The sequence below is a fragment of the Rhodanobacter sp. GW835-FHT13D09 genome (assembly GCF_058793995.1).
Map to the genome: position 1 here is coordinate 93,996 of NZ_JBXAGL010000002.1, position 26,880 is coordinate 120,875.

22 protein-coding genes are annotated in these 26,880 nt (G+C 68.6%); 12 read left to right on the top strand and 10 right to left on the bottom strand.

Translation table 11 applies throughout. The features are described 5' to 3' along the window. Positions 1-280 precede the first annotated feature (280 nt). Positions 281-1,492 (bottom strand): dipeptidase, encoded by a 1,212-nt coding sequence (locus AC1Q5A_RS03245; protein ID WP_492698277.1) that lies wholly within the window; start codon positions 1,490-1,492, stop codon positions 281-283. A 252-nt stretch (positions 1,493-1,744) separates the two neighbouring features. Then, positions 1,745-3,274: a transglutaminase-like domain-containing protein gene (locus AC1Q5A_RS03250; RefSeq protein ID WP_492698279.1), complete on the bottom strand. Its 1,530-nt coding sequence runs from the start codon at positions 3,272-3,274 to the stop codon at positions 1,745-1,747. Positions 3,275-3,434: 160 nt separating this feature from the next. Between AC1Q5A_RS03250 and AC1Q5A_RS03255 the strand changes: the two genes are divergently transcribed. From AC1Q5A_RS03255 to AC1Q5A_RS03300, 10 genes are all read left to right on the top strand, one after another. Continuing rightward, on the top strand, positions 3,435-4,592 hold the full coding sequence (locus AC1Q5A_RS03255; RefSeq protein ID WP_492698280.1) for a DUF819 family protein: 1,158 nt from the start codon (positions 3,435-3,437) through the stop codon (positions 4,590-4,592). 26 nt (positions 4,593-4,618) lie between these two features. Continuing rightward, on the top strand, positions 4,619-6,022 hold the full coding sequence (locus AC1Q5A_RS03260; protein WP_492698282.1) for a C40 family peptidase: 1,404 nt from the start codon (positions 4,619-4,621) through the stop codon (positions 6,020-6,022). A gap of 92 nt (positions 6,023-6,114) precedes the next feature. Then, entirely contained in the window at positions 6,115-7,215 is a 1,101-nt protein-coding gene (locus tag AC1Q5A_RS03265; protein ID WP_492698284.1) for a dipeptide epimerase, read from the top strand. Beyond that, complete coding sequence (locus tag AC1Q5A_RS03270; RefSeq protein ID WP_492698286.1) at positions 7,215-8,072, top strand: MurR/RpiR family transcriptional regulator; 858 nt, start codon at positions 7,215-7,217, stop codon at positions 8,070-8,072. The genes AC1Q5A_RS03265 and AC1Q5A_RS03270 overlap by 1 nt, the downstream gene beginning before the upstream one ends. A 150-nt stretch (positions 8,073-8,222) precedes the next feature. Then, positions 8,223-9,002 (top strand): L,D-transpeptidase family protein, encoded by a 780-nt coding sequence (locus tag AC1Q5A_RS03275; RefSeq protein WP_492698287.1) that lies wholly within the window; start codon positions 8,223-8,225, stop codon positions 9,000-9,002. Next, on the top strand, positions 8,999-10,234 hold the full coding sequence (locus AC1Q5A_RS03280; protein ID WP_492698289.1) for a dicarboxylate/amino acid:cation symporter: 1,236 nt from the start codon (positions 8,999-9,001) through the stop codon (positions 10,232-10,234). Before AC1Q5A_RS03275 ends, AC1Q5A_RS03280 begins: the two co-directional genes overlap by 4 nt. Positions 10,235-10,437: 203 nt before the next feature. Further along, positions 10,438-11,034 carry an anthranilate synthase component II gene (locus AC1Q5A_RS03285; protein ID WP_492698290.1) on the top strand — a complete coding sequence of 199 codons (597 nt, stop codon included), beginning with the start codon at positions 10,438-10,440 and terminating at the stop codon, positions 11,032-11,034. Further along, complete coding sequence (gene trpD, locus AC1Q5A_RS03290; RefSeq protein ID WP_492698291.1) at positions 11,031-12,089, top strand: anthranilate phosphoribosyltransferase; 1,059 nt, start codon at positions 11,031-11,033, stop codon at positions 12,087-12,089. Before AC1Q5A_RS03285 ends, trpD begins: the two co-directional genes overlap by 4 nt. 88 nt (positions 12,090-12,177) lie before the next feature. After that, on the top strand, positions 12,178-12,972 hold the full coding sequence (gene trpC, locus AC1Q5A_RS03295) for an indole-3-glycerol phosphate synthase TrpC (RefSeq protein ID WP_492698292.1): 795 nt from the start codon (positions 12,178-12,180) through the stop codon (positions 12,970-12,972). A gap of 5 nt (positions 12,973-12,977) precedes the next feature. Beyond that, positions 12,978-13,652, top strand: a complete 675-nt coding sequence (locus AC1Q5A_RS03300) for a haloacid dehalogenase-like hydrolase (protein WP_492698293.1) — start codon at positions 12,978-12,980, stop codon at positions 13,650-13,652. A gap of 307 nt (positions 13,653-13,959) precedes the next feature. On the opposite strand, the gene crp is transcribed toward AC1Q5A_RS03300, so the two are convergent. Further along, positions 13,960-14,661, bottom strand: coding sequence for a cAMP-activated global transcriptional regulator CRP (crp, locus tag AC1Q5A_RS03305; protein WP_492699041.1), 702 nt, complete (start codon positions 14,659-14,661; stop codon positions 13,960-13,962). Between the two features lie 291 nt (positions 14,662-14,952). Here crp and speD point away from each other — a divergent pair, with 291 nt between their 5' ends. Further along, positions 14,953-15,738, top strand: a complete 786-nt coding sequence (speD, locus tag AC1Q5A_RS03310; protein WP_068092516.1) for an adenosylmethionine decarboxylase — start codon at positions 14,953-14,955, stop codon at positions 15,736-15,738. 83 nt (positions 15,739-15,821) lie between these two features. Here speD and AC1Q5A_RS03315 read toward each other — a convergent pair whose 3' ends face one another. The 6 genes from AC1Q5A_RS03315 to AC1Q5A_RS03340 form a co-directional block, all read right to left on the bottom strand. Next, a complete protein-coding gene (locus tag AC1Q5A_RS03315) occupies positions 15,822-16,547 on the bottom strand; it encodes a 2OG-Fe(II) oxygenase (protein WP_492698294.1) in 726 nt (241 codons plus the stop codon). Positions 16,548-16,660: 113 nt separating this feature from the next. After that, the gene (locus AC1Q5A_RS03320) at positions 16,661-17,311 is read right to left on the bottom strand and encodes a response regulator (protein ID WP_492698295.1); all 651 of its coding nucleotides are present in this window, start codon (positions 17,309-17,311) and stop codon (positions 16,661-16,663) included. Positions 17,312-17,368: 57 nt separating this feature from the next. Then, complete coding sequence (locus AC1Q5A_RS03325) at positions 17,369-18,100, bottom strand: sensor histidine kinase (protein WP_492698296.1); 732 nt, start codon at positions 18,098-18,100, stop codon at positions 17,369-17,371. After that, positions 18,097-21,396 (bottom strand): protein kinase domain-containing protein, encoded by a 3,300-nt coding sequence (locus tag AC1Q5A_RS03330; RefSeq protein ID WP_492698298.1) that lies wholly within the window; start codon positions 21,394-21,396, stop codon positions 18,097-18,099. Before AC1Q5A_RS03330 ends, AC1Q5A_RS03325 begins: the two co-directional genes overlap by 4 nt. Further along, the gene (locus AC1Q5A_RS03335) at positions 21,393-22,304 is read right to left on the bottom strand and encodes an FHA domain-containing protein (protein WP_492698300.1); all 912 of its coding nucleotides are present in this window, start codon (positions 22,302-22,304) and stop codon (positions 21,393-21,395) included. The genes AC1Q5A_RS03330 and AC1Q5A_RS03335 overlap by 4 nt, the downstream gene beginning before the upstream one ends. A gap of 113 nt (positions 22,305-22,417) precedes the next feature. Continuing rightward, positions 22,418-23,260 (bottom strand): DUF6689 family protein, encoded by an 843-nt coding sequence (locus tag AC1Q5A_RS03340; protein ID WP_492698302.1) that lies wholly within the window; start codon positions 23,258-23,260, stop codon positions 22,418-22,420. A gap of 283 nt (positions 23,261-23,543) precedes the next feature. Between AC1Q5A_RS03340 and AC1Q5A_RS03345 the strand changes: the two genes are divergently transcribed. Next, the gene (locus AC1Q5A_RS03345) at positions 23,544-26,042 is read left to right on the top strand and encodes a S8 family peptidase (RefSeq protein WP_492698304.1); all 2,499 of its coding nucleotides are present in this window, start codon (positions 23,544-23,546) and stop codon (positions 26,040-26,042) included. A 103-nt stretch (positions 26,043-26,145) separates the two neighbouring features. On the opposite strand, the gene coq7 is transcribed toward AC1Q5A_RS03345, so the two are convergent. Next, positions 26,146-26,787 (bottom strand): 2-polyprenyl-3-methyl-6-methoxy-1,4-benzoquinone monooxygenase, encoded by a 642-nt coding sequence (coq7, locus tag AC1Q5A_RS03350; protein ID WP_492698306.1) that lies wholly within the window; start codon positions 26,785-26,787, stop codon positions 26,146-26,148. Positions 26,788-26,880 lie beyond the last annotated feature (93 nt).

Sequence of the window (26,880 nt, forward strand, 5' to 3'; positions counted from 1 at the left end):
TCCCCTGCGTGGCAGGGGAGGGAGCAAATGCTTCTGGCTCCTCCCCCTGCCTGCAGGGGGAGGTTGGGAGGGGGTGGCTTCGGCGTGCGGGGAAGCCCCCCACCCCAGCCCTCCCCTGCGTGGCAGGGGAGGGAGCAAATGCTTCTGGCTCCTCCCCCTGCCTGCAGGGGGAGGTTGGGAGGGGGTGGCTCGGGCGTGCGGGAGAGCACCCCACCCCGACCCTTCCCTGCGCCGCCCCACCGGGACTTCCTTCGATCGCGGGGGAGGGGGCGGGCGTTGTTCAATGTTGCGCATGGCGCTCGACCTCGCCCCACACGTGCAGCAGGTTGCCGCCCCACAGCTTGGCGATGTCGGCGTCGCTGAAGCCGGCGCGGCGCAGGGCGGCGGTGACGTTGCGGGTTTCGCTGGCGTCCTTCCAGCCGGTGATGCCGCCGCCGCCGTCGAAGTCGGAGGCGAGGCCGACGTGGTCGATGCCGGCCACCTGCACCATGTGCCGGATCTGTTTCATGTAGTCGTCCAGCGTGGCCAGCGGATACTTCTTCTGGATCCCGGCCATGCCTGCTTCCATCTCGGGCCGGTAGTCGTCGTTGTCGCTGTCGTATGCCTTCTCGCCGGCTTGTTTCGCCACGGCCGCCTGCAATTTTTTCTCGGCGGCCTCGCGGCCGGGGTCGTGCCTCAGGAATTCCTTGTACGCCACCGCCTGCACCACGCCGCCTTTCGCGGCGATCGCGCGCAGCAGGTCGTCGGGCAGGTTGCGCGGGTGGTCGAGCACGGCGCGGGCGCCGGAGTGCGTGGCGATGAGCGGCGTGGCGGACACCTTGAGCGCATCGCGCACGCAGTGGTCCGAGGCGTGCGAGATGTCGACCAGCATGCCGAGCTGGTTGGCGCGCTTCACCACGGCGCGGCCGAACGCACTCATGCCCTGGTCGCCGGCGCTGTTCATCGCCGGCTCGCCGTGCTCGGTGTCGGGCAGCGAGCTGCTGCACAGGTCGTTGTTGCCGACGTGGACCAGGCCGACCGAACGGGCGCCGCGGTCGAACGCGGCGTCGAGGCGGCGGAGGTCGTGGCCGAGCGAGTAGGCGTTCTCGATCTCGATGGTCGCCGAGAGCAGGCCGGCCTTGTGGTTGGCGACGAGCTGCTCCGGTGTGGTGGCCAGGCGGATGCGGTCGGGGTACGTCATCAGCATGCGGCCGATGCCGTCGTACTTCTGGCTGGCCTGTTGCACCGCCTTGGCGTAGCCGGCGGCGTCGAGCTGGTGCTGCGGCACCCACACCACGAAGAACGCCGCGTTGAGGCCGCCACGCTCCATCTTGCCCAGGTCGACCAGCAGCCGGGTGTCGTGCCCCACGTCGAAGCGCGGCTCGGCCATGTAGGTGAACGGGATGTCGACGTGGGTGTCGATGGTGACCGGCGGGTCCTGCGCGGCCCGTGCATGCAGCACGGCGGGCAGGGCCAGGGCGGCGAGGAGGGCGAGGCGGGCGATGGTGTTCATGTCGTTTTCCAGTTCCGCGTCGGCGGTTTGCCGGCGACCATGTCCTTGAAGTGCCGGCATCCGCGCAACACGGCGCGGATGCCCCAGTATCGCCGGTTTCGCAGACCTGGCCGACGCCTGTCGCAGGCGACCGGTGCCCTCGGCGGCGCCGGGCCGAGGCCGAGCGCCGTGCACGGCACGGTCCTGCGCAAGGTACGAAGGTTGTTCATTTCCCCTCGACGTCGGCGATGCCGTGCTTGTGAAAGTCGCGCGTTATCGCGTGCCTCCGCTTGCCAGCGCCACCGGCAGGACCTGCCAGTCGAAGTCGTAGTCCAGCTGGTCGAAATAGAGGTTGCCGCCGCGCCACTCGGCTTCGCCGCGCTGCGAGTCCACGTTGTCGGAACGAAAGTGCTGTTTGGACGGCTGGAAGCGGCGGCCGTAGTCGTCGTTGAACGCGATGCGCCAGTTGTCGAGGCCGCCCAGGTAGAACCACTCCAGCGCCTTGTCGTCGCCGGGTGCCGGGTGCAGGCGGCCGGTGGTGACGTCCATCGGCACCCAGCCGTAGGGCGGCAGATAGAGATAGCCCCAGTCGTGGATGTTGCTGTAGCGGCTGCCGTCGTCCGAATACACCATGCCCGACTGCCAGCGAGCGGGGATGCCGTTTAGCCGCAGCAGGGTCATCAGCAGCAGGGTCTGCTGGCCGCAGTCGGCGTGGCCGGCGTGCAGCGCGTAGTCGCTGATGTTGGAAATCGTCGAGTACTCGCGCGCGCCGGCCCAGGGGATGCGGTCGACCGCGGCGAACAGCTTCTGTGCGACGCGGTACGGGTTCTTCTCGTCGCCGACCACCTCGCGCGAGAACTGGCGCATCGCGTCGGTGAACACGATATGCGGCGCGCGCTCGGCCACGAACGGGGCCAGTTCCGGCGTGATGTTTTCCGGCTGCACCCGCTCCGGGTCGATCGCGTGGTACTGCGCCAGCAGGGTCAGCTCGTAGCTGACCGAGAACACCGTCTTCTGCCCGGCCACGGCGGGCTTTTCGAGGTACACCGCGCGCTGCGGCGCCGACGCGGGCGCGATGCGGTGCTGCGCCGGCACGCTGGCCACGTAGCGGATGTCTTCCTGCTGGCCCGGCACCGCCAGTGGATACGGGATCCACGCACGCACGGTCTCGCCGGCGGGCACTGCATCGGCATCGACGGTCAGCGTCTGCGTCATGCGCAGGCGCTGCGGCAGCACGCTGCTGCGGTGTTCGGCCAGCGCGGCCCTGTAGATCGCGCGCTGCTGGTCGTTCAGCGTTTCCATCGGACCGTCGCTGATCGGCGTCTGCACCGCGCGCCGCGCCACGGCTTCGGGACTGAGCCGGAACAGGTTGCCGGGCGAGCGCTTGAAGTACAGCGTCCTGCCGTCGATGACCTGGTGCTCGAACAGGCCGGCCGCGTTCCACTTCGCGAATTCGGCCTCGGTGAGGTCGGGAATCTGCTTGCGCACGTGCGCCTCGACGTCGTCGGCGCCGAGGGTGAAGTCGAGCAGGATGCGGCGCATGCGTTCGCGCTGGAACGCGAGCGCGTCGCGCGTGCCGGCGGGCAGGCCGGGTTGCGCCAGTGCGTCGGCGCTCGCCGCCTCGGCCGCCTTGAAGTGGCCGGCGTCGATCTGGACGATGATGGGGGTGACGACCTTGTCGTTGATACCGTTGCCGGCGAAGGCGGGCGCTGCGGCGGACAGCAAGGTGAGCAGGGTCACGACGAGACGCAGGCCGCGGGTGTGGCGGCGTATTCCCGGTGCCATAGGCAGTAACGTATCCATCGACAAGCGGCCTCTGCAACGAATCCCCTGAAACCGCTGTGTAGCATGCTTGCAAATGCCGTTCAATAATTTATGCTGAAAAGAATTTCATAAGAATCATCTATTCCTTGATAGCGCAAGCCCGCCAGCCTGCGAATACCCGCGAACCATCCACGAGGGGATGCCTGTGATCCATACCGTCTGGCCTTACCTGGCGCTGATGCTGCTGGTCGCCGGGCTGTTTCCGGCGGTGGAACGCCACTTCGGCTGGAAGGTGTTTTCGGTGCTGCCGCCGATCGTGCTGACCTATCTGTCCGTTACCACGCTGGCGGTTTCCGGGCTGTGGCAGGTCAACACGGAGATCCAGGCGGCGCAGTCGATGCTGGTGTCGCATCTGGTGCCGGCGCTGCTGTTCCTGCTGATGATCAATTGCGACCTGCGCGCGATCTGGCGGCTCGGCCCGCGGGTGCTCGGCGTGTTTGCCTGCACCTCGATCAGCCTGTTCGTGGCCTTCATCGGCACCTATCTGCTCTATCGCCGCTGGTTGCCCGGCGACGACTGGCAGCCGCTGGCCGCGCTCTCCGGCAGCTGGGTCGGCGGCAGCGCGAACATGATCGCGGTGAAGCAGGCGATCGGCATGTCCGATGCGCACCTGGCGATGTCGTTGCTGACCGATGCGCTCGGCTACTCGATGTGGGTGGTGGTGCTGTTCTCGGTGGCACGGCTGGCGCCGGCGTTCAATCGCTGGACCCGGGCGGAATCCAGCGGCGACATCCCGCTGGCGCCGGTGAAGACCAAGGCACCGACCACCTACGACAGCGTGCTGCTGTGGCTCGGCATGGCGCTGGCGGTGGCGGCGCTGTCGGGCTGGCTGGCCGACTGGTTGCCGGCGTCCGGCATGATCGGCGCCACCACCTGGACCATCCTGCTGGCCACCGGCTTCGGCCTGGTGGTGGCGCACACGCCGCTGGCGGAGTTTCCGGGCGCCAGCACGATCTCCAGCGCGATGCTGATCAGCGTGGTGGCGGTGCTGGCCTCGCAGAGCAACTTCCAGGGCATCGCCGCGGCGCCGCTGTACCTGCTGTGCGGCGTCACCATCATCGCGATCCACGCCGTGCTGCTGGTCGGCTTCGCCAAACTGTTTCGCTTCGACCTGTACCTGTGCGGGATCTCGTCGCTGGCGCATATTGGCGGGGTGGCGGCCACGCCGATCCTGGCGGCCAGCTATTCCGCCGCGCTGGTGCCGGTCGGTATCCTGTTGGCGCTGCTGGGTTACATCCTGGGCACCGGTTACGGGCTGGTGGTGGCAACGGTGTTGTCGGCGCTGGCCGGCCCGTGACGCGGCATCAACCAAGGATCAAGACGATGCGAATCCACCTGCTTGCCGCCACCGCGTTCGCGCTCGCCTTCGCCGGCGCACCGCTGCAGGCGCGCGAGGCGAACGATGCGCTGACGGTGCCGCCGTCCGGCGTGCTCGGCGTCGGCGAGGCGCAGCTCACCCCGGCGTTCTGGATCGGTCTGCAGGCGCAGCCGGACCGGGTGATCCTCGACCGCGTGGCGATCGAGGCGCAGAACGCGAGGCTGCTGCAGGTCGATCCGTCGATGCACGACCTGCGCGCGTTGCCGAAAACCCTGGGCCGCGAGCAGGTCGCCGGCTGGATCGAGAAACTGTCCGAGCGGCCGGATCGCCCGTTGTTCGACGTCGACGGCCAGCCGGTGCCGGTCGCCGCGCTGGATGCCGTGGTCGGCAACCTCGCACTCGACGCGGTTCCCGCGCAGCAGCCGACACGCTATGGCCTGGTGGTGCGCCGCGCTGCGCTGCGCACCTTCCCCACCTCGCTGCGCGTATTCAGCGAGAAGGGCGACACCGACATCGACCGCTTCCAGGAAACCGCCGAGTTCCCCGGCACGCCGGTGGCGATCGTGCACACCAGCGCCGATGGCAAGTGGCTGTTCGTGGTCAGCCCGCGTTACGCCGCGTGGACCGCGAAGGAAAACGTGGCCGAGGGCAGCGCCGCCGAGGTGTTCGGCTACGCCGTCAAGGCACCCTACCGGGTGGTCACCGGTGCAGTCGAACGCACCGTGTTCACCCGCGAGCAGCCGGCGGTGTCGCAGCTGCCGCTGGACATGGGCACGCGCGTGCCGCTGCTGACCGATCTGCCGCCGGATCAGCCGGTCAACGGCCAGACGCCGTACGCCACGCACGTGCTCGAGCTGCCGTTGCGCAAGGCCGACGGCACGCTGGCGTTCACCCCGGCGCTGCTGCAGAAGAACACCGACACGGCGAGCGACTACCTGCCGCTGACCCGCGCCAACATCATCCGCCAGGCGTTCAAGTTCCTCGGCGAGCGCTACGGCTGGGGCCACGCCTACGACGGCCGCGACTGCTCCGGCTTCGTCTCCGACGTGTACCGCAGCATGGGCGTCGAGATGCCGCGCAATACCAGCCGGCAGGCGGTCAGCCCGGCGCTGGAGCATCGCGTGTTCACCGCGAAGGACAGCCGCGAGGCGCGCATCAAGGCCGCGCAGGCGCTCGAGGTGGGCGACCTGGTCTACATCCCCGGCCACGTGATGATGGTGATCGGCCATCTGCACGGCCAGCCGTACGTGATCCACGACGTGGCCGGCATGAGCTACCGCAAGGCCGACGGCGGCAAGGCGCGGGTCAAGCTCAACGCGGTGTCGGTGACCCCACTGCTGCCGCTGCTCTACAACGACAAGCAAAGCTATGTAGAGCGCATGACCAGCATCGTGCGCATCCGCCCATGAAGGAAGCCCGCCCCTCTCTCGCGATGTCATTCCCGCTTGCGCGGGAATGACGTTGTGAAATGTCATCGCACAGGATCAGAGCACGCCAATCCATGAAGATCACCGACATCCGGTTCGGCATGTTGCGGGTGCCGCTGAAGACCCCGTTCAAGACGGCGCTGCGCACGGTCGCCACGGTGGAGGACATCGTGGTGATGGTGCACACCGACTCGGGCCAGGTCGGCTACGGCGAGGCGCCGGCCACCGCGGTGATCACCGGCGACACCCACGGCTCGATCATCGAGGCGATCCGGCATTACATCGCGCCGCGTCTGATCGGCCAGGACATCGCCGAGCTCAACCATCTCACCCAGCTGATCCAGTCCTCGATGGAGAAGAACACCAGCGCCAAGGCGGCGGTGGAGATCGCGGTGTACGACCTGTGGGGCCAGCTCTACGGCGCGCCGCTGTACAAGCTGCTGGGCGGCGGCGACCCGGTGATCACCACCGACATCACCATCAGCGTGGACTACATCGACAAGATGGTGGCCGATTCGGTCTCCGCGGTGGAGCGTGGCTTCGAGTCGCTGAAGATCAAGGTCGGCAAGGACATCGGCGTCGACATCGAGCGGGTCAAGGCGATCTATGCGGCGGTGGAGGGACGCGCGCTGCTGCGGCTGGACGCGAACCAGGGCTGGACCGCCAAGCAGGCGGTGTACGCGCTGCAGACGCTGGAGGAGGCCGGCATCAAGCTGGAGCTGATCGAGCAGCCGGTGAAGGCGCGCGACCTGGCCGGCATGCGCTATGTCACCGAGCGCGTGCACACGCCGGTGATGGCCGACGAGAGCGTGTTCGGCCCGATGGAGGTGATCGAGCTGATCCGCATGCGCGCGGCCGACATCATCAACATCAAGCTGATGAAGACCGGCGGCATATCCAATGCGATCAAGATCGCCGACATCGCCGCGATGCACGGCATCGAGTGCATGATGGGCTGCATGCTGGAGACCTCGATCAGCGTGGCCGCGGCGGTGCACGTGGCGGTGGCGAAGTCGGACGTGATCACCAAGGTCGACCTGGACGGCCCCTCGCTGTGCCAGTTCAACCCGGTCGACGGCGGGGTCATCTTCAACGAGTCGGAAATCTCCGTGACGGACGCCCCCGGACTGGGCATCCGCGAGATCCGCGGGCTGGAGAGGCTGGGGGATTGGTGATGTCGCCGCTGGTCAAAATCCGTTCGGAGCGCGACCAGATGTCGGCAGTGGAGCGGCGCATCGCCGATTTCATCCTGGAGAACGCGCAGCTGCTGCGCGACTACTCCTCGCAGCAGCTGGCCAACGCGCTGGGGATCAGCCAGTCCAGCGTGGTCAAGTTCACCCAGAAGCTGGGCTTCAAGGGCTATCCGGATCTGAAGTATTCGGTGGGCGAGGCGATCGCCCGCGCCGACAACGGCGACGCGCCGCAACCCGACGCGGCCAACGACAGCGAGCGCGGCGGCGCATCCGCCGGCAACCTGTGGCGGCGCAAGTCCGAGGCCGAGGAGGCCACCCGGCTGATCAATCCGCCGCAGATGCTGCACGCGGTGGCGGCCGCGATCGAACAGGCCGGCCGTACCGGCAAGGTGTTCATCATCGGGCTGGGCGAGGACGACATCCATGCGCGCGGCTTCGCACTGAAGTTGTCGCTGCTCGGCATCCTCACCGTGCACAACTTCGACACCGCGCGGATGACCGCGAACGTTTCCGCGGCCAGCGCCGGCGACGTGCTGCTGGTGTTCTCCGAGTATGGCAACCATCCGGCGCTGGGCAAGATCGCCCGCTATTTCCGCGAGCGCCGCGGCCAGGTGATCACGGTGACCCGGCACACCGCCAACCCGCTGCGGGCGCTGGCCGACCTCTCCCTGGTGGTGTCGGCGCATGACGAGCTGCCGTACATCCAGCCGCTGCTGTACCAGTCGGCGCTGCAGCACCTGCTCGACGGCGTGTTCGTGCAGTTGTGCGAGGGCCACGACGACCTCCACGCGCAGCTGCTGGCCAACCTCGACCGCATCCAGCTGATGCTGGAGCCGTAGCCGCATGCACCGCAACAGTGTTTTCCGGGATCGTAGGGCGGGCACTGCCCGCCGCCTTTCCGATATGTCGCCGGCGCTCTTTCACGAGAGCGGCGGGCACTGCCTGCCCTACGAGGCTGAGCGCATTTTCACCCTGCAGGACGGAAACCGATGACTGTTAGCCGCCGAACCCTTGCCCTGTCGACGCTCGTCGTCACACTTGCCGGTGCCGTGCACGCCGGTGCGGCGAATGCGCCGTGGCACGATGCCCGCCAGCTGGTGCTGGTCACCACGGCCGACTGGAACGCCGACCACGGCGAACTGCGCGCCTTCGAGCGCAGCGGCGACGCCTGGAAGGAAGTCGTCGCGCCCGCACCGGTGATCATCGGCAAGAACGGCGCCGGCTGGGGCCTGGGTTTGAATCCGCCGCAAACCGATGGCCCGCTGAAGCGCGAGGGCGACAACCGCAGCCCGGCCGGCGTGTTCCGCATCGGCGAAGCGTTCGGTTATGCCGCGCACGCGGCCACCGCGCTGCCGTACCGCGCGCTCAGCGCCACCGACTGGTGCATGGATGTCAGCGGCACGGCGCAGTACAACCGCATCGTCGACGCCAACGTGGTCGGCGCCGACGCGGTGCAGGGTTCCAGTGAACCGATGCGGCGCGACCTGCACGCGAACGGTGACCAGCGCTATCGGCTCGGCTTCGTGATCGAGCACAACGCGCAGGCGGCGCCGCAGGGCGGCAGCTGCATCTTCGCGCACCTGTGGAAGTCGGCGGCCGGTACTACCGCCGGCTGCACCGCGATGACGCCAGCGTTGATGCAGGAACTGCTGGCCTGGCTGAAGCCGCAGGATCATCCGGTGTTCGTGTTGCTGCCGCAGGCCGAGTACGAGCGGCTACGCGCGCCGTGGCAGCTGCCGGCACTGGCTGGCAAGGATGTCGCACGGTGAGTGCGACCACCCGGATCCTGATTGGACTGGCCGCCGGCGCCTTGATCGGCCTGCTGCTGGCCGGCTGGAACGAGTCCGTGGCGCTGCAGGTGGCGAGCGTGGCGCAGCCGATCGGCAAGCTGTGGCTGAACGCGCTGCAGATGACGGTGGTGCCGCTGGTGCTGGCGCTGGTGGTGGTGGGCGTCAATACCGCCACCGACGCGGCCGCCTCGGGCCGCATCGCGCGTCGTGCGATCGTGGTGTTCATCGTGGTGCTGACCGGCGGCGCGGTGTTCGCGGCGCTGGCCGCGCCGCTGGTGTTTTCGTTGTTCCCGCGCAACCCGGCGCTGGTCGCCGCGTTCGACCACGCCAGCGTGCCGGCGGCCGCGCAGGCGGCGCCGGACTGGATCGACACGCTGGTGGCGATCGTGCCGAACAACGCGATCATGGCCGCGGCGCAGAGCGCAATGCTGCCGCTGGTGGTATTCGCGCTGTTTCTCGGTTTCGCGCTGACCCGGATCGCGCCGGCGCGGCGCGCACTGCTGATGGAATTCTTCCAGGCGATCGCGGATGCGATGATCGTGATCGTGCGCTGGGTGCTGTGGATCGCGCCGCTGGGCGTGTTCGCGCTGATCCTTGCCGTGTGCGCGCGCTCGGGCCTGGGGATGCTCAGCGCGCTGGGCGTGTACGTGCTGGTGGAGTGCCTGCTGTATCTGTCGGTCACCGCGATGATGCTGCCGCTGGCGGTGGTCTTCGGCGGCGAGAAGCTGCGCCGTTTCGCGTTGGCGCTGGTGCCGGCGCAGGTGGTGGCGATCAGCACGCAGTCGTCGTTGGCCTCGCTGCCGGCGATGCTGGAAAGCGCCGATCGCCGGCTCGGCTACCCGAAGCAGGTGGCCGCACTGGTGCTGCCGATGGCGGTGAGCCTGTTCCGCCTGACCAGTCCGGTGCAGTACGTCACCTCGGCGGTGTTCATCGCCTGGGCCTATGGCATCGACCTCGGCACCGCGCAACTGCTCGCCGGTGCGCTGCTGGCGGTGGTGATCAGCCTGGGTTCGGTCGGCCTGCCGGGCCAGGTCATCTTCATCGCCACCAACCTGCCGGTGACGCAGGCGATGGGCCTGCCGCTGAGTCCGCTGGGCCTGATGCTGGCGGTCGACACCATCCCCGACGCGCTCGCCACGCTGGGCAACGTCACCGGCGACCTCGCCGCCACCAGCGTGGTGGCCCGGCAGTCGCGGCGCGACCTCGCCTGAGCACCTCCGTGAATTGGGGCCGTTGCGACCGCCGTCGGCGCCGTACGGCGAGGCCGGCGGTCCGCCCCGGCGCGCGCACCGGTCCGCCCCGCCGGCCGCCCCGCCGCTGGCCGGATGCGGGCGATCCGGCGCGGTGACGCGCAGCGCACCTACTGCGGTTATCATGATGCACTGCGCCAATACGACCGAAGCGATATCCCGCCATGCTGCTGATGATCGACAACTACGACAGCTTCACCTACAACCTCGTGCAGTACCTCGGCGAGTTGGGGCAGGCGGTCAAGGTGGTGCGCAACGATGCGCTGGACGTGGACGGCATCCGCGCGCTCAGGCCCTCGCACATCATGATCTCGCCGGGGCCGGGCACGCCGGACGATGCGGGCGTGTCGCTGGACGTGCTGCACGAGCTGGCCGGCGAGATCCCGGTGTTCGGCGTGTGCCTGGGCCACCAGGCGATCGGCCAGGCGTTCGGCGGCAGGGTGGTCCGCGCCAAGCGGATCATGCACGGCAAGACCTCGCCGGTGATCCATCGCGGGCAGGGCGTGTTCGCCGGTTTGCCGAATCCGTTCGAGGCGACGCGCTACCACTCGCTGGTGGTGGAGCAGTCGTCGCTGCCGGATTGCCTCGAAGTCACCGCGTGGACGGAGAACCCGGATGGCTCGATCGACGAGATCATGGGCCTGCGCCACAAGACGCTGGCGGTCGAGGGCGTGCAGTTCCATCCCGAGTCGATCCTGACCCAGCACGGCCACGACCTGCTGCGCAATTTCCTGGGCCAGCCGCTGAGGGCGGCGGCATGAACGGCCATGTCCGCGCGATCACCATTACGCCGCAGGAGGCGCTGCAGCGCACGATCGAGCACCGGGAGATCTTCCACGACGAGATGATCGCGCTGATGCGACAGATCATGAACGGCGAGGTGAGCTCGCTGATGACCGCGGCGATCATCACCGGCCTGCGCGTGAAGAAGGAAACGGTGGGCGAGATCACCGGCGCGGCGCGGGTGATGCGCGAGCTGTCGGCGAAGGTGGACGCGCCGCCGCACCAGCACTTTGTCGACATCGTGGGAACCGGTGGCGACGGCGCTTCCAGCTTCAACATCTCCACCACGGCGATGTTCGTGGCGGCGGCGGCCGGCGCGTGCATCGCCAAGCACGGCGGGCGCAGCGTGTCGTCGAAGTCGGGCAGCGCCGACGTGCTGGAGGCGCTCGGCGCGGCGATCGAGCTGCCGCCGGCGCAGGTGGCCGCGTGCATGGCCGAGACCGGCATCGGCTTCATGTTCGCGCCGAACCACCATCCGGCGATGAAGGTGGTGGCGCCGGTGCGCAGGGAAATGGGCGTGCGCACGCTGTTCAACATCCTCGGCCCGCTGACCAACCCGGCCGGCGCGCCGAACATCCTGATGGGCGTGTTCCATCCCGACCTGGTCGGCATCCAGGTGCGCGCGCTGCAGCAGCTCGGCGCGCGGCACGCGCTGGTGGTGTGGGGCCGCGACGGGCTGGATGAGATCTCGCTGGGCGCGGCGACCCTGGTCGGCGAGCTGCGCGACGGCGTGGTGCGCGAGTACGAGGTGGAACCGGAAGATTTCGGCCTGGCGATGGCATCCAGCCGCAACCTGCGGGTGGAGAATGCGGACGAGTCGAAGGCGATGCTGCTGGACGTGCTGCAGGGGCGTCATGGCGTGGCCTACGACATCGTCTGCCTGAACGCCGGTGCAGCGCTGTACACGGCCGACGTGGCCGCTTCGATCGGCGAGGGCATCGAGCTGGCCCGCGCCACGATTGCCAGCGGCGCCGCCCATGCGAAAATGCAGGCCTTCGTGGCGGCCACCCGTCGGCTTGCCCATTCATCGTAGGGTGTGCATGGTGCGCGAAACTGCCGTGGCCCGCTGTCCGGGCTCCCGTCGCGCATGGGATGCGTTCCTACACCACCAGTGAGATGCCATGACTGACATCCTCAATCGCATTCTTGCCCGCAAGGCGGAAGAGATTGCCGAACGCCGGGCGCGGCTGCCCGAAGCCGAGCTGGCCGCTCGCATCGCGGATCTGCCCGGCACCCGCGGCTTCGCCGCGGCGATCGAGGCGAAGATCGACGCCGGCCTGCCGGCGGTGATCGCCGAGGTGAAGAAGGCCAGCCCCAGCAAGGGCGTGATCCGCCCGGATTTCGACCCGGCCGCGATCGCGCGCAGCTACGAGGCCGCCGGCGCGGCCTGCCTGTCGGTGCTGACCGACAGCGACTTCTTCCAGGGCAGCGAGGTGTTCCTGCAGCAGGCGCGCGAGGCCTGCTCGCTGCCGGTGCTGCGCAAGGATTTCATCATCGACCCGTACCAGGTGCAGGAGGCGCGGGCGATCGGTGCCGACTGCGTCCTGCTGATCGTCTCGGCGCTGGACGACGACGTACTGCTGCAGCTTTCGCTGCAGGCCGCCGAGCTCGACCTGGACGTGCTCTGCGAAGTGCACGACGAGGAAGAGATGGAGCGCGCGATGGCGCTGCCGGTGCCGCTGATCGGCGTCAACAACCGCAACCTGCGCAGCTTCGAGACTTCGCTGGAGACCTCGCTGCAGCTGCAGGGGCTGATCGAGTACGACCGCATCCTGGTGGCCGAGTCCGGCATCCACACGCCGGAAGACGTGGCGTACCTGCGCGAGGGTGGCATCCAGGCGTTCCTGGTCGGCGAGGCGTTCATGCGCGTCGAGGATCCGGGCAGCGAACTCAAGCGGCTGTTCGCCCTGCCGTGACCGTCATGTCGGAGGGGGATACGGAGGCCACGCCGCCGCGGGTGGTGCTGTTCGATTTCGACGGCGTGCTGATCCGCGGCGATTCGTTTTACCAGTTCATGCGCGAACGCTACCGGCGCTCGCCGTGGCGCTGCGCGCTGGCCTTGCTGTGTTCGCCGCTGTTGCTGCTGCAGCGGCCGTTCTCGCGGCGCTGGCCGATGTACACGCTGGTGCGCATTGCCTTGCTGGGGCTGGGCGAACGGCGCTACCAGCTGGCGGCAAGCGCGTTCGCCGCCACGCTGGCGCGCCGGCCGAAGCAGTTCTGCCGTGACGGCCTGCAGGCGCTGCGCCGGCACCAGCTGGCGGGGGATCGCGTGCTCGTGGTGACCGGCTGCGAGCACATCCTGGCCAGCGGCATCCTGCAGCAGCTGGGCCTGACCGGACTGGAGGTACTGGCCTCGCAGCTGCGGCCGGGCTGGTTCGGCATGCGGCTGCAGCGGCACAACGTGGGCCGGCGCAAGGTGCAGTCGCTGGGCGAGCACGGGGTCGGCGCGTGGCAGGTTGCCTACGGCGACTCGATGCACGACGTGGCGATGCTGAAGCTGGCCGCCGAGCCGGTGCTGGTCAACGGCACGCCCGCGCTGTGCAGGAGGGTGGAGAAGGCGTTGGGGCGGGCGGTCACCCGCGTCGAGTGGTTCTGACCGCGGCCGCGTGATCGACTCGCGCGGCGCTCCTGCAGCACGTCTGCGCCAGTTGGCCCAGGCTGATCAGGCGCAGGGCAGACACGGCCAGCCGTATTCGTCGAGGTGCGTGGCGGCGAGTCGAAGAGCTGGCGGACAGTGTCCGCCCTACGTCGTCCAGGTCGTGGCTCGCAGCCCCTGTTGCTGCCCAGCCTCTGCGCCAACTGGCCCAGGCTGATCGGCGCGATAAGGTTGCCACCGCCGCCATCACGGCCAGGTTTCGCAAGGAACTGATTCGGATGGCGGCAGGGCAGCTCCTGCTTCGGGGTCAGCGCGTGCCGCGCACCACGATGGTCTTGCCGGAGACGTCGATCATCCGCTGCTCCTCCAGCTGCTTGAGCACGCGGCCGACCATCTCGCGCGAGCAGCCCACGATGCGGCTCACTTCCTGGCGCGAGATGCGGATCTGGGTGCCGTCCGGATGGGTCATCGAGTCCGGCTCCTGGCACAGGTCCAGCAGGGTACGCGAGATGCGGTTGGTGACGTCCATGAACGCCATCCGGCTGACCTGGCGCGAGGTGCGCAGCAGGCGGTTGGTCAGCTGCGAGCCGATCGCGAACAGGATCTTCGGGCATTCCTCGCGCAGCGGGCCCTCCATCAGCTGGAACAGCCGCTCGTAGCTGACTTCGGCCATCTCGCACGGGGTGCGCGTGCGCACCATCGACTCGCGCTGCGCCTGCTCCACGAACAGGCCCATTTCGCCGATGAACTGGCCGCGGCTGATGTAGGCGAGGATCAGCTCGCGTCCCTGTTCGTCCTCGGTGCAGACGGCCAGCGAGCCGTCGATCACATAGTACAGGGTATTGGCCGGGTCGCCGGGACGGATGATCGCGGTCTTGCCCGGGTAGCGCCGGCGGTGGCACAGAGCCAGGAAACGCTCCATGGAGGCGGGATCCGGAGCGAAGCCGAGCGGCGCCTGCGAACGTTCGAAAGCCTGTTGGAGCTGGTATTTGAGTTGCGCCACGTCTATCCCCCCACAGATGATTGAAGTCACAGCGGCGGCCATTGCCACACGGCACTGCTTGTCCGCGGACCATCCCTGCAAGCTTGGCATTATGGCAAACCTGACGGTTTGCGGCAGGTTCAATTTCTGATTCTTTTGCCCCATAATCCGCGGTCTTCCGGATGCGGCAGGATTGTCGCACTCGGTACACAAGGGTCGTGCAGGCTGCGCGCCTGTACTTCACACCATATCGCGGGGACCCTTGTCGCTAACCCGCCTCTGCTGCTGGCCGAACATATCGGTCATGGAGAGCCGCCTGTGGTCAAGCCACTTCCCCGTCTGCGCCTGCAGGGTTTCAACAACCTGACCAAGGCCCTGAGCTTCAACATCTACGACATCTGCTATGCGGTGTCCGAAGACCAGCGTCAGCGCTACATCGAGTACATCGACGAGCAGTACGACGCCGACCGGCTCACCCAGATCCTTACCGACGTGGCCGAGATCATCGGCGCGAACATCCTCAACGTGGCCCGCCAGGACTACGATCCGCAGGGCGCCTCGGTCACCATCCTGATCTCCGAGGAGCCGGTGGTCGAGAAGCTGGGCCGCGATTCGATCGCGGGCGCGGTGGTGGCGCACATGGACAAGAGCCACATCACCGTCCATACCTACCCGGAAACGCATCCGCACAACGGCATTGCCACCTTCCGCGCGGACATCGACGTGGCCACCTGTGGCGTGATCTCGCCGTTGAAGGCGCTGAACTACCTGATCGACAGCTTCGAGTCGGACATCGTCATCGCCGACTACCGCGTGCGCGGCTTCACCCGCGACGTGAAGGGCAAGAAGCACTTCATCGACCACAAGATCAACTCGGTGCAGGACTACCTGGCCAAGCACATCCGCCAGAAGTACGAGATGTTCGACGTCAACGTGTACCAGGAAAACATGTTCCACACGAAGATGCACATCAAGGACTTCGACCTTGATACGTATCTGTTCGAGGCGCATGCCGACGATCTCTCGTTCAAGGAGCGCCAGCGCATCGAATCGCTGCTGCGCCGCGAGATCGAGGAACTGTTCCACGGCCGCAACCTGATGTGACGAAAAACCCGCCGAAAGGCGGGTTTTTTCCGGACTTCCCTGTCGGGATCCGCGCCGGAGACCGTGCCATGCGGCACATGCTTTCAGGCTCCGCCGAACAACTGCTCGGCGCGCTGGAACAGTACCCAGCTCGTCGCGATGACCTTGTCGCCGCCCTGCGGGCGGTTGCCGCGGTGGGTGTGCGTGAACGAAGCCGGCGCCAGCAGCAGCGTGCCGGTGCGTGGAACGATTTTCCGCTGCTGATGGAGGAACTCGGTTTCCCCTTCGGTGAAATCGTCGTTGAGGTAGATCGTCCACAGCAGGTGCCTGTGCAGGGTGTCCGCGCGCAGGTCGCGCGGGTACAGTTCGCAATGCCAGTAGGGATACCCGCCGCGCCCCGCGCTGTAGCGCTGCAGGTTGATGGCGCCCGGCCGGAAGACCATTTCCGCCATGGACGACAGCGCGCCGTCGTCCATCGCCCGGAGGCGCTCGGGCGTCAGCCGGTGGCGGGTGCCGCCCGGGCCTGGAACCTCGAGCATCAGCGGCGCAATCAGCACGTGCGGATACCGCCGCAGGTACGCCAGCAGGCCGCGGAACACCGCCTGGTTGAGCAACGCTTCCGCGTCGCGCCAGTCGGCCTGTTCGCTGAGGGCGAGATCCTGGCTGTCCTTCAGTTCGGGTAGCACGCCGCTGCCGACCCGGCCGGGGCGGGTTTTCCCGCTGGCTGCAAAGCGTTCCACCAGCATCGCGCACTGCGCTGCAGTCAGCGCGTCGCGGTACGTCTCGATAAAGTCCGCCGGGCCATCGCTGGCATCAGGGGCAGTGGGCATGCGGGGCACCGTTGGCATGCAGCGCGCGGAAAGAGCGGGAGGAATGCAGGCGCCCATCATGGCATGCCGCGGGTCGAACTTGAGTACGCCCTGGTGCGGCGCGCCGCGGATATCTAGTCGAGCAAGCCGCGGCGCAGCGCATATCGCACGAGTTCGGCGGTATTGCGTACGGCGATCTTGGCCAGTACGCGGGTGCGGTGGTTTTCCGCCGTCTTGGTGCTGATCGACAGGCGGCGCGCGATCTCCTTGGTGGTCAGGCCCTCGGCAATCAGGCCGAACACTTCGCGTTCGCGCGCGGTGAGGAGTTCGTAGCGGTCGTCCGGCAGGCGCTCGGGATGTTGCAGCTGCTCCGCCAGCGCGCGCGAGGCGTGCGGTCCGAAATGCCCGCGTCCGGCATGGACGTTTCGTACGGCGGCGAGCAGTTCGGCCGCAGCGCTGTCCTTGACCAGGTAGCCGCTGGCCCCGACGCGAACGGCCTGCAGCACGTACTGGTCTTCCTGATGCATGGTCAGCACCAGCACGCGTGTGTCCGGCAATTCCTGGTTCAAGCGGCGTAAGAGCTCGATGCCGTTCAGGTGCGGCATCGACAGGTCGGTGATGACGATGTCCGGACGGGTGGCCAGCGCCTTGCCGATGGCCTCGACACCGTCGGCCGCCTGCGCGATGACCTCGATGTCGCCGTCGCCCTGCAGGATTCCGACGAGGCTTTCGCGGACCAGGTTGTGATCGTCCACGAGCAGGACACGGATGGGCTTGGGCGGCATGCGGATACCCTGCACGCCATCCCAGGTTGCGTCAAGCGCAGACCCGGTGGGCCCGGGTCAGCGATTGTCCAGCGGCACGACCGCGCGCAGACGGGTGCCGTGGCCGGAAGCGGAACGCAACTCGAACTGCCCGTTGAACAATTGCAGGCGTTCGCGGATGACGCCCAGACCGGTACCGCCGGCGGCCTGTGCCTGCGCCGGGTCGAAGCCGCACCCGTCATCGACGATCTGCAGCTGCATGCGGCCGCTGCGCTCGACCAGGTGCACCAGTACGCTGTGTGCACCGGCGTGCTTGACCACGTTGTTGAGCGCTTCCTGGGCGATGCGGAACAGCAGCGTCTGCAGCTCTTCGTCAAGGGCGGGTATCGGTTCGATTTCCACGGTGATCGCCACGCCGGCCGCTTCGCCGAGGCTGCGTGCCAGCCAGCGCAGCGCCGGTTCGAGGCCGAGGTCGTCGAGGATCGGCGGCCGCAGCAGCCGCGAGAGCTGGCGGGTGTCGTCGAGGGTGCCGGCGCACAATACGATCGCCTCGTCGAGGCTGGCCCGCAGCACCTCGAATTGCGCCGGCAGCGCGTCGCCGATCTGCGCGAGCCGGTGCTTGAGTGCCGTCAGGTTCTGGCCGATGCCGTCATGCAGGTCGCGTGCGAGCCGGCGCCGCTCGTCCTCCTGCACGTGCAGCACCGAGCGGCCGAGGCGACGAAATTCGCGCTCGCTCGCCTCGAGCCGCTGCAGCAGGTGCTGGTAGCGCAAGTGGGCTTCGGCGGGAGGAGGCGGGGTGTCGTAGGTCATGGCGTGGGGGCGTCCGCTTCCGTGCGGCGGGCCGGCGGACTTCCCGCATCGTGCAATCGGGTGGGCAGTTTGGTCCGGAAGGCGGCCTGCGCGGCAGCCGCGGCTTGCTCGGCACCTGCCGTTCCGGCGCTGTCGCCCGCCAGCCGCTGGGCGCTGGCGCCCAAGGTGTGGATCTGCGGCGCTCCCAGCACCTCGCTGCCGCGCATCAGGCTGACCGCCTCACGGTAGGCGCGTACTGCCGCCGTCCCATCGTGCGCGGCGAGCGCGCGTTGCATCGCCAGGGTCAGCCAGTCCAGCCGCAGCTCGGCATTGCCGAGCATGGCGGTTGCAGCATCCAGTCCGCTATCGGCGTGCGGGTCGATGCGCGCGCGCAGCAGCGCTACCCGCAGCTGAAGTTCGCGTACCCCCGACGCCTCGGCCAATGGTTGCGCGTCGTCCAGGGCTGCGGCCGCGCTCCTCGGGTCGCCCGCATGCAGAGCCAGCTGCGCACGCACGATCTCGACCCCTGCACGCTGTTCGCGCGAGGTGCCGGGGCCGGCACCTTCGAGCGACTTGAGTTCGCGCCGTGCCAAGGCCTCGGCGCCAGCGGCGAGCCATGCCTGCACGCGCAACAGGCGCGTGTCGGATTCGCCGCGCCGGTCGCCGCGCTGGCTGAACAGGGCGATGGCCTTGTCAGCTTGCGTGAGCGAGCCGGCCACGTCGCCCTGCATCAACGCGAGCTTGGCCAGATTGCGCCGGCTCACGGCCGCCTCTTCGGGCATCTGCTGCTTTTCGGCTTCAGCCAGCGCGCCTTCCTGCAGCTTGCGCGCCTCTTGCCAGCGGCCGCGCGCCGCCGCCAGCAGTCCCAGGTTCTGCCCGGTGCGGATGCGGCCAGTATCGCCGAGGCCGGCCTCGCTTTCCGCGGCGCGTTGCCAGTAGCTCTGTGCGTCGTCGTATCGGCCGAGCTGGAAGTTGGCGAAGCCGATATCGTTGAGTGCCTGGGCCAGTCCATGCGCATCGCCGACCTGCTGCCAGCCCTGCAACGCACGACGGTAAGCTTCGAGTGCGCCGTGGTAGTCACCGCGTTCCTCGGCAAGCACGCCAAGTTCGTTGTCCACGGCAGCCAGCCCTTCGCGGTCGTCGAGCTCGACCGTGAGCGCGCGGGCCTGGGCGAGTGCGCTGCCGGCTTCGTCGAAGGCACCGCGCAGGCTCAATATGTTGGCCAGATTGCGCAGGCTGGTGGCCACGCCGCGACGGTTGCCGACGTCGCGCTGGAGCGCCGCCGCTTTGCGGTATTGCTCCTCGGCGTTGGCGGTCTGGCCGAGGCGGCCATAGCCGATGCCGAGCGCGTTGGTCGTTTCCGCCACCCCGTAGAGGTTGCGGCCACGCTTGTACAGCACCAGCGCACGCACCAGATAATCGTCGACGGCGCGCCTCGCCTCACCTTGCATGATCGAGAATTTGCCCAGCTCGAACCAGGCGCGGGGGTCGTCGCTGTCGCGGGTGGTGAGTTGCGACAGCCTGGCAATGGCGGCGCGAAAATCGCCGCCGCCGCCCTGGGCTCGCGCGAGTTGCAGATCGGCCAGGGTGTCGTCGGGCGTTTCGGCCAGTTGCGCACGCCATTGCGTGATCGCAGCCGGAACGTCGCCATCGTACAGCGCGCGTTCTGCAGCGAACACGCGCTGCAGCCGGACAGGTCCGGCGTTGGCCGCGCGCTGCCCCTGTTCGATGGCCTCCAGTGCCACATCGCGCTCGCCGATCGCCTGCGCCAGGCGGAGCTGGGTGCGCCATAGCATGGGGTCGTTGCGTTCGTGCCGGGTGAGGGCGCGCAAATCCGTCAGTGCAGCGGGGATGTCGTCTTTCTCACGCGCCTGCAGGACCGCGCCGAAGGCATCCAGGGTCGCGACTGCGGTGGGCAGTTTCAGCTCCGCTGCGGGCGCATGTGCGCCGAGCGCCTTGGCCAGGACCGGCTCGATGAGCCAGGCATGCAAAGCGCCAACCGCATCCACGGCCGGCGGACCGTCCAGGGTTTGCGGCACGCCGTCGTCCTCACGCAGCTCGGCGTGCACGTACCAGCGACCGTCGTGCTGGCGCAGATCCGGGGACAGGGTGCGGTCGGCAACGGCAAGGCGGCGCAGCGCTGCCGGGTCGGGGTCGCTGCCGGCCGCGTCCAGCTGGCGCAGCGCCTGGAAGGTCCGGTCGGCATCGACGCTGGCGACGCCGGGCAATGCAAACAGGGTCGCGCGAAGGTAGGCGTCCAGCGCGGTCACGCGCGGCACCGGAAGCGCCGCGCCGCGCAACGGCAGTACCAGGACCCGGTGGAGCGGCGGCGCGGCGGCGGTGCCGGCCGCCTTGTCGTGCGGCATCCACCACAGCGTGCCGGCGACGCCGATCGTGGTCAGCAAGGCTGCCGTTGCGAGCCAGGCGCGACGATGCGCGCGCATGTCGGGCGGCATCGCGCGGCGGTCCATGGCCTCGATCACGGCGGCCGCATCCGGCAATCGATGCGCCGGGCGCGGTCGCAGCAGCCGTTCGATCAGCCGGGCGACCCAGGTCGGCACGTCGGGGCGTTCGCGGGTGACCGGCGACGGGGCACGGACCAGTCGCTGGGCGATCGCCTCGGCGGCAGTGGCGCCCTGGAACGCAGGCGTGCCCGTCAGCATCTCGCGCATGATCAGGCCCAGCGCATACAGGTCGCTGCGCGTGTCCACCGGATCACCGCGGGCCTGTTCCGGGGAGAGGTAGTCGGGAGTGCCGATCACCGCGCCCGTACCGGCGAGGGTAAGGCCGCTGCTGGCGAGCGAACGGGCCACGCCGAAGTCGCTGATGTACGCGTTGCCCTCGCGGTCGATGAGCACGTTGGCCGGTTTCAGGTCGCGATGCACCACCATCCGGGCATGGGCAGTCTGCAGGCCGAGAGCGATCTGCCGCGCGATCCGCAGTGCGTCCTCCAGCGGCAGCGCGCCACGGTCGATGCGCTGGTCCAGCCCTTCGCCGTCGACGTAGTCCATGCTGATCAGCCAGTGGCCATCGTGCTGGGCGAGGTCGTGGATGCGCACCACATGCGGGCTGGAAACCTGGCGCGCCAGCAACAGCTCCTGGCGGAATCGTTCGAACGAATCCGGCCGGGCCGCCAGCTCGGGCCGCAACAGCTTGAGCGCGACCGGCACGTCCAGCGCGGTGTCGTGGGCGCGGTAGACCACGCCCATGCCGCCCATCCCGAGCGGCGCCTCGATGCGAAAACGCCCGGCAAGCATCGTGCCGGGCGCCAGGTTCATGTGCGCATAGATGCCAGTGGCGGTCGGCTGGCTCGTCATGTCTCCAGCATTCTCTCGGTGAGGATGCTGTTCCAGTCGAGCGGCGTGGGCGGGACCATGGCCAGGTCCTCGCCCGCGCGATGCGCGATGAGCCACAGCGCGGTGCGGTCGGCAAACGCCTCCAGCAGTTCCAGGTCGAGCGTGGTCAGGGGTGGGCCCGGTTCGCGGCGGTCGGCGTAGATCGCACCGAGTACCCGGTCGCCGTCCAGCAGCGGCAGGCAGACCAGCGTACGCAAGCCGCCCTGGACTACCGAAGCACAGGCGCCGGGCCACGCATCGCCGCCGATGTCGTTGAAGACGACCGGGCGGCGTTGCTCGATGGCTCGGGTGACTGCGCTGAGGCTGCCGGCGAATTCGCGACCGATCATCTGTGATGGGTCCAGCGCGAGCGCGGCGAGGACGCGGTGGCGGCCGTGCGTGTCGACCAGCAGGAAGCCCCGGCTGCAGTCGGCGAGCTCGGCCACCGCGCGCAGGCTGGCGTCGGGCAGCGACTGGCCGGAGGCGGCATCATCGGTGCTGTCGATGCGGGCGATCGCGTCCAGGTGGGCCGTGCATGCGGTAGCCGTGAGGCGACGTTCGCTGCGGCGTTTTGCGTCCGCTTCCGCCGCGGCGCCGTCGAGCAGCGCGAACTCGCAGTGGACGTCGCCGAAGCGCAGCCAGCAGGACGCGTCGATCACCGCAGAGTCGATCCGGGCGCCTTCCACGAAGCTGCCGTTCCTGCTGTGCAGGTCGGCCAGGTGCCAGCGTCCGTCGCTGGCGAAAAGTTCGGCGTGCACGCGCGATATCGATGGGTGTTCCAGCAGCAGCCCGCAATCGTCGGCGCGGCCGATCCGCAACCGGTCACCCGGGCCCAGGGAGCGGGTGAGGGCGGCGTGATCTGGGACAAATGCGGTCAGCCGTGCCTGCATGCGGTGATATTAGCGCACGGCATTCACGTGCACAGGCAGCCGCGCGCAAGACCCGGCGAAGCATCTCCGCCCGCCATGCGCCGCCCAAGCCCGCGTTCGCGCCGGCGAACCCTTCAGCGACCGAAGTCGCGCTGGTAGCCGATACTGAAGGCCAGCGTGGAGGTGGCGGCCAGCAGTTCGCCGGCCTGGTTGTCGGTATCCCGGGTGGCCCGCCATTGCGAGGGAATCGCCGTGCCGGCCCGGCCCGCCACGCGCGCGCGCAGCTGATCGAGCGAGCTCAGGGCGTCGCCGAACTGCCCCTGGTTGACGGCGCTCTGCGCCGCGTCCGCGCTCATCTGCAGCGGTCCGCGTTCGGACAGCGGCAGCGCCGCGATCAGCGACTGCAGCCGGTCGAACTTGTCAGCCACCACCTCGCTGCTGGGGCGAACATCGGTCAGTACCAGGAACTGCGAGAAACCTCCGGTGGTGCCCCGTGCGCGCACGCTGCCTGGCGCAATCTCGTCAGTGATGTCGCGGAAACTTCCGTTCAGCGGCGCCTTGAACAGGCGCAGCTGGCTTCCCGCCGCGTAGGTGAGCGCATGGGTATGCACCTCGACGCGCACAGTGCGCTGAAAGCTGAGCCCGCCCAGTGCCGGCGGCTCGATCGTGATCATCAGCGGAAAGGAGGGATCGAGCCGGTTCAGGCCGGCATTGGGCAGCCGCCCCTGCAGCGCCGGACTGGACAGGTCCACCAGTTGCGCACTCACGCCGAGACTGCTGGGACTCAGGCCCAGGCTGTCGTCGAAAGTCAGGATCACTTCGGCCAGCGCCTGCTGGGTCGGCAGGTCGACCCGCACCGTCGCTACGTTGCCGGCGACCGCGACGGTGACCGGCAGGTTCTGCGCCAAGGCCAGCGGAGCGCACAAACAAAGGGTCAGGCCAAACACCAGCTTGGCTGCAAGAGCGGATTTCGGCATGGCGGGCCTCCTGAATGCGACGCCGATGACGGCAGGCGTTCGGAAAATCGTGCGAACGCATGAACCTAGCCGATCCGGTCCGACCGCGCCAGTAGGGGAGTTCACTCAGTACGGGCGCGTCTGGCGCTCCGATGGCGTGGGCTGCAGGGATGCCAACAACGTGGCGGCGTGGGTGATTTCCCCTGTGGCGGCTGGGTGCAATCCCGGATGGAGAGGCCGCCATGTCGGCCGGGATACTCCGGGGGCGCCCCATCCCGGCGGGCGAATCTCCGGAGCCATCACTATGTCGTCCAGGTTTGTTCCAAACGTCAAACGCAAGACCTTTCGCCTCTGCGCCGTGGCGGCAGGCCTGCTGGCCAGCGGCGTTGCGCTGGCCGATGCCCAGCTTGATCCACAACTGCTGACGAAGATGGGCGCTGCCGCCCCCACGGACCAGTTGCAGGTCGTCATCAGTTACCAGCAGTCCGGCCCGGTCACCGCCGACCAGATTGCCGCGCTCAAGGCACTTGGCATCAACAGGGGCATGACCATGCGCACGCTGCCGATTGCCGGCGCGTTGGCGACCCCCGACGAGATCCGCGCGCTGGCCAAGCGCAGCGACGTGGTCTCGATCTATTTCAACGCCCCGCTGCAGTACCTCAACAGCGAGGCGCGCAAGATCTCCGGCGCCGCGCGCACGGTGGAGAACCCGGCCGACTACCACCGCGCGATCCCGTTCAGCGGCAAGGGCGTGAGCGTGCTGGTCAACGACTCCGGTGTCGACGGCACCCACATGGACCTGCAGTACGGTCCGCACCTGGTGCAGAACACGCAAGGTGTGACCAACCTCGCCTCATACGACTCGATGCTGCCGATCACCTACGTCGAGGGCGTGCCCAACACCGACTGGGGTTCGGGCCATGGCACCCATTGCGCCGGCACCATCGGCGGCACCGGCGCCCGCTCGAACGGCCTGTACCGCGGCGTGGCGCCGGGGGCCGACCTGGTCGGCTACGGCTCCGGCGCCGTGCTGTTCATCCTCGACGCGGTCGGCGGCCTCGACTACGCCGCGACCAACCAGTTCAGTTTCCGCAACCCGATCCGCGTGACCAGCAATTCCTGGGGCAGCTCGGGCAAGTTCAATCCGCTGAATCCGGTCAACATCGCCAGCTACGAGCTTTACAAGCGCGGCATCGTCAGCGTGTTCGCCGCCGGCAACGACGGCCCGGGCGAAGACACCCACAACCCGTACGCCCAGGCGCCATGGGTGATCTCGGTGGGCGCCGGCGAGAAGAACGGCGTGCTCACCGGGTTCTCCTCGCGCGGCAAGCGCGGCGAGTCCGGTACCTTCAAGATGCCCGACGGTGTGCAGTGGACCTACGTCAACCAGCCCACCATCGTGGCGCCGGGCGTGAACATCATCTCCACCCGTGACAGCACGGGCACGCTGCCGGCGCTGGCCGCGCAGAAGGACGCGCAGATGCTTTCACCGGCCGAACTGCCGTTCTACACCGTGATGAGCGGCACCTCGATGGCCACGCCGCACGTGGCGGGCATCGTCGCGCTGATGTTCGAGGCCAACCCGAACCTGACCCCGGCGAACGTCCGTGACGTCATCACCCGCACCGCCACCAACATGACCGGACGGCTGTCGTGGGAGGCGGGCGCGGGGCACATCAACGCCTATACCGCGGTGGCTGAGGCCGCTGGCGTGCGCGGTGGCTTCGGTGCGACCGTGAACGCGCTGAACAGCTTCAACAGCAACGAGGTGCTCGTCGCGGGTCCGCCGCCGGTACCGTTCTCGGTGAACTTCGCCCCGATCGGGCCGGTGGGCGAGCAGTCCTTCACGGTCGGGCCGGAGACGGCCTGGGTGAGCGCGCGCGCCACCATCGACGCCAACACCCTCGCCCTGGTGCTGATCGACCCGGACGGCGTGCGCTATGGCTCGTCGATCGCGCTGCCGGTCATCGGCGACACGGTGACCACCGGCGCGCCGGCCAAGCCGGGCGTGTGGCGGGTCACCGTGCGCGGCATCGGTTCGGTCTCGGGCATCGGCCTTGATCCGGCCAAGGTCACCAATGGCTACGCGGCGCCCGGCACGGTGAACGGCCAGGTCAGCTTCCTCAACAGCGGCGGCTACACCGGCCTCGGCGACATCGCCAGCCATCCGGCCAGGACGGCGATCCAGTTCGCCGTCGCCAACCGCCTCGTCGACGGCTATGCGAACGGACAGTTCCGTCCCGACCAGGCACTCAAGCGCAGCGAGATGGCCCGCTACCTGGTGATGGGAACCAGCGTGCGCCAGTACCTGCCGTTCTCCGCCACGCCGAGCTTCACCGACCTCGGCATCGGCGATGCCGCCTATCCGTTCGCCGAGTCGGCCGTGGCCCGCGGCGGCGCGCTGCGCAATCGGGAGCAGAACCAGGATGGCGTGATGACCCTGCAGTCGAACGGTGCGTTCCGGCCGAATGACGGTGTCTCCCGGCTCGGCCTCGCCTACTCCCTGGTGCAGAGCCTGGCGCTGCAGGGCGAGGCGCGTGCGTTCACCGGTCAGCTCACGGCGTTCTACGACGGCAAGCGGATCCCGCTCGACGATGCCGCAACCATTCCGGCGTCGATGCGCGGCTACGTGCAGCTGGCGCTGGACCGTGGCGTGCTCAATGCACGCTTCGCGGTGACCCAGGGGCCGTACGACCTGCAGCCGACCCTGCATGCGTACTTCGACCCCGACCTGGTGGTCACGCGCGCGGCCTATGCCGTGGCGGCCGGCCGTTATCTCTCGCTCTACCAGAGCGGCCGATGAACCGCCGGGGTGGGTAAAGGCTGATGCCCTTGTTGCGGCCCGCCCGGCGGGCCGCAACTTTTCCTGCGGGCAGCCGGGCGCCTGTTTCAGGGGGCGGTCGCCCCTACAGGCGATACGCCACCGTCTTCATCACCATCGAGCTCAGGTGCATCAGCTGCGGCAGCGGGAACGGCAGCTCGATGCCGCCGCGCGCCTGCGCCGCCTGCGCATGACGGACCTCATCCGCCTGCATCTGCACCAGTACGGCGTGCGAACGCCCGTCCTGCGTGGGCAGCTTTTCCAGGTGCTCTGCCAGGTGCGCTTCCACCTGGCGTTCGGTCTCGACCACGAAGCCCAGGCTGACCGGGTCGCCGGCCAGCGCGGCGACCGCGCCGATCGCGTAGCTGCCGGCGTACCACAGCGGATTGAGCAGGCTGGGCCGGCTGTCCAGCTGGCGCAGGCGTTCGGCGCACCAGGCCAGGTGGTCGGTTTCCTCGGCCGCGGCGTGCAGCAGGTGGCGGCGGTTGTCGGCGTCGCGCGCGAGCGCAGCCTGGCCGAAGTACAGCGCCTGCGCGCAGACCTCGCCGGTGTGGTTGATCCGCATCAGGCCAGCGGCGTGGTTCCGCTCGGCCTCGTCCAGCGTCGCTTCGGCGACGCCGGTCGCCGGCGAAGGACGGTGCGCGGAGGGCACGCCGGCGATCGCTTCCAGTGCGCGTTCACCCTGGACGAGCAGGCGGTCGAGGAGGCTCAGGGTGCGCACGTTCATGGGGTTTCCCGTTGCAGTTGTCGGCCAGCAGAGTCAGTGCGCGCCGGATCGGCCAAGCCCGGCCCGGCGCCTCGACGCCGGCGGCAGCCGGTA